This is a genomic window from Stenotrophomonas sp. 05L44_2 (assembly GCF_056665995.1).
This window is the reverse complement of record NZ_JBFTNR010000621.1, coordinates 1-3,145: the sequence shown is the minus strand read 5'-3', so window position 1 is coordinate 3,145 and position 3,145 is coordinate 1. Positions and strand designations below refer to the sequence as shown.

The window sequence follows — 3,145 nt, the reverse complement described above, 5'->3', positions numbered from 1 at the left end:
CCTTCGAATGACTGTCAGTGTGTTTTTTTTGGATGAAGAATCAGTGCAGATGAAGATCGAGCCCACTTTCGGTAGTGCAGAGGGTGGCGCGGAGCGAGACGCAGACTCGGCCGCTGACGAGTCAAGTGAAAAGAGTGCGCTGGCGATTGTGGTTGGGGACCGGTTCTCCACCTATTGCCATTTCTGGAGGCTGGACGACGCAGCCGGCAGGGCGCCGAGACGGTGGCATTGGCCGGCGTTCCTGTTTTCATCATTGTGGTTCTTCTTCCGACGCATGCCTGTATGGGGCACGATCTGGTTCATCGTTCCGCCTTTGGCGATGACCACGTTCACTCAGATGGGTCTGCCATGGTTCGCGGTAGTCGTCTTCGTGGTCTGCCGCGTGCTTGCCGGAATTCTGGCGAATTCCCTGTACCTGTCTCATTGCCGGAGGATTGCCCGCAAGGTGCTTGCCGGGCATGGAGGCGCGCATCGGCGGCGTGCCGAACTGCAGAAGGCCGGTGGTGTCAGCTACACCGCTCTGGTGATCGCCTTGGCGGTAACGGCCTCACAGAACACCCTGATCAATCTGGCAGTTCGTTCGATGCCGAAGGCAGCGCCCAGGCAGTCTTCACTGCACCTGCCGGCGAACCGGCCGGACCCGGATCTCGAATATGCGGAGAGGGAGGTGTACCAGGAGGAGCTGCGTGCGATCGCGATGACGGCGTGGCCGGCGGGTGTTCCAATGGACAACAATGTCTGCATTGTCGAGCTACGTCTGACGCCACCGGGTACCGTGCTGGATGCCAATGTTCTGGAGCCTTGCACGTTGGACGAAGCACAGCGCGAGCAACTGCTCGTCGAAATCAGGCGTACCGATTTCACGGTCGAGGGGAAAATGCGGTTCTTCACCCGCCATACCGTCATCGGCTTGCGTGGCTGATTCCCGCCACGGGCCTGATTTCCTCACGGTGAGATTCTGCTTGAACGCGTTTATGTTAACGCGGCGTTGTTTCAATAACTGATCTTAAAGTTTCCCGCAGTCGTGCCGCCACCGATATAGGGCCACGATCAAGGGAATTGAGATGCTCGCCTTACGCAACCTCCGTGTGGGATCCCGGCTTTCTGCCGGCTTCGGTCTGCTGTTGCTGTTCATCCTGGCCATTGTCGGCCTGGTGTTGTACGGAAACCATTTGAAGTCCGCCCAGTTCGAGAAAGTGGTGGGCGTGAACATGGTCAAGATGCGGTTGTTGAACGACATGCTCGATACCAACAACGCGGTGCTGATGCATCGCCGCCTGATGGTGATCAAGCGCGGCGAGGAGTTCGACAAGGATTACCAGCGGGCGCAGGAACTGAGCCGCACCTACGATGGAATCTGGGACAAGTACGTCAAGATTCCCCGCGATCCCACCGGCGATACGCTGGTGGCGCAGATCGCGGCGGCACGCAAGGCCACCGACGTCTCCACTCAACAATTGCATGAGCGGATGAAGGCGGGCGACTACGACGGTGCAGCCACCGAGCTGCTGGCCGAGCACGGTCTGGCCACGGCCTGGAATGGAGCGATCTCCAGCCTGCTGCGGCACCAGGAAACCCTGACCGAACGCAGCCGTGAGGAATACCGCGCCACGGAAGCGTGGACGGGAACCCTGTCCATCGCCTTCGGTGTGCTCAGCCTGATTCTCGGCGCACTGGCCGCGTGGGCGATCACCCGCAGCCTGACCCGCCCCTTGGCGGGCGCGGTGAAGCTGGCCGATGGCATCGCCAACGGTCGCTTGGACAACGTCATCGATGCCTCGGGCAACGACGAGGTGACCCAGTTGCTGAAGTCCATGCAGCGCATGCAGGGGCAGCTGCAGGCGGTGATGGCCGCGCAGGGCGAGATGGCGCGGCAGCACGATGATGGCAGCCTGGGTTATCGCATGGACGAGAGCGCCTTCCCCGGCGACTACGGGCGCATGGTGCATGACACCAACGCGCTGGTGGGCTCGCACGTGCACGTGCAGAACCGCCTGATCGAGGTGATGAAGCACTACGCGCGCGGCGACCTGTCGGTGGACATGGATCGCCTGCCGGGCGAGAAGGCGGCGATCACCCAGGCCATGGACGAGACCAAATCGAGTCTGTCGGCCATCAACGGCGAGATCCGCCGGCTGGCCACAGCCGCGGCCGCAGGCGACTTCAGCCTGCGTGGCGACGAAACACGCTTCGAGCATGATTTCGGCGACATGGTGACCGGGCTGAACCGGTTGATGCAAACCACGGACGAGAACCTGGTGCAGGTGTCGAGCCTGCTGCAGGCGATCTCGCGCGGCGATCTGACAGTACGCATGCAGGGCGTGAAGCAGAACGCCGAACACGCGCGCCAGGCCAACCAGCTGGCGATCGGTGCACATGGGGTGGCTTCGCAGGGCGGCGAGGTGGTCGGCCAGGTGGTGACCACCATGAGCGCCATCGAAGCGTCGTCGAAGAAGATCGCCGAGATCATCAGCGTGATCGATGGCATCGCTTTCCAGACCAACATCCTGGCGCTCAACGCCGCCGTGGAGGCCGCGCGWGCGGGTGAGCAGGGCAGGGGCTTTGCGGTGGTGGCCAGCGAGGTGCGCACCTTGGCACAGCGCTCGGCGGGTGCGGCCAAGGAGATCAAGGGCCTGATCGAGGAGTCGGTGGGCAAGGTGTCCGACGGCTCGGCGCTGGTGCGTCAGGCCGGCACGACGATGGGCGAGATTGTCGCCTCGGTGCAGCGGGTGACCGACATCATGGCGGAGATCTCTGCAGCCTCGCAGGAGCAGAGCTCGGGCATCGAGCAGGTCAACCAGACCGTGATGCAGATGGACGAGACCACCCAGCAGAACGCCGCGCTGGTGGAAGAGGCCAGCGCTGCTGCGCGGTCGATGGAAGAACAGGCAAACCTGCTGGCCGAAGCGGTGTCGGTGTTCCGCACCGGCGCTTCGGTGGCGGCGGCAGCGGTCCGTCCGATGTTGGCAGCGGTCGCTGCAAGCGTGCCGCCGGTGCGTCGCGTGACCGGGGTGCCGCTGCGGAATGCCCCGTCGCTCGCTGCCAACACGGGTGGGTGGGAAGAGTTCTAAGCCGGGTGGGAGACGGCGCCCATCGCGAGGCTGGTCGCGATGGGCGCATTTTTGTTTCCTGAACCGATGATGGC

2 protein-coding genes are annotated in these 3,145 nt (G+C 63.1%); both read left to right on the top strand.

The window, feature by feature from the left end:
• Positions 1 to 922, top strand: a 922-nt coding sequence (locus tag AC1VAN_RS18320) for a hypothetical protein (protein WP_480986390.1), incomplete at its 5' end; no start/stop codon positions are given.
• A gap of 142 nt (positions 923 to 1,064) precedes the next feature.
• Positions 1,065 to 3,071 (top strand): methyl-accepting chemotaxis protein, encoded by a 2,007-nt coding sequence (locus AC1VAN_RS18315; protein ID WP_480986389.1) that lies wholly within the window; start codon positions 1,065 to 1,067, stop codon positions 3,069 to 3,071.
• Positions 3,072 to 3,145: the final 74 nt, after the last annotated feature.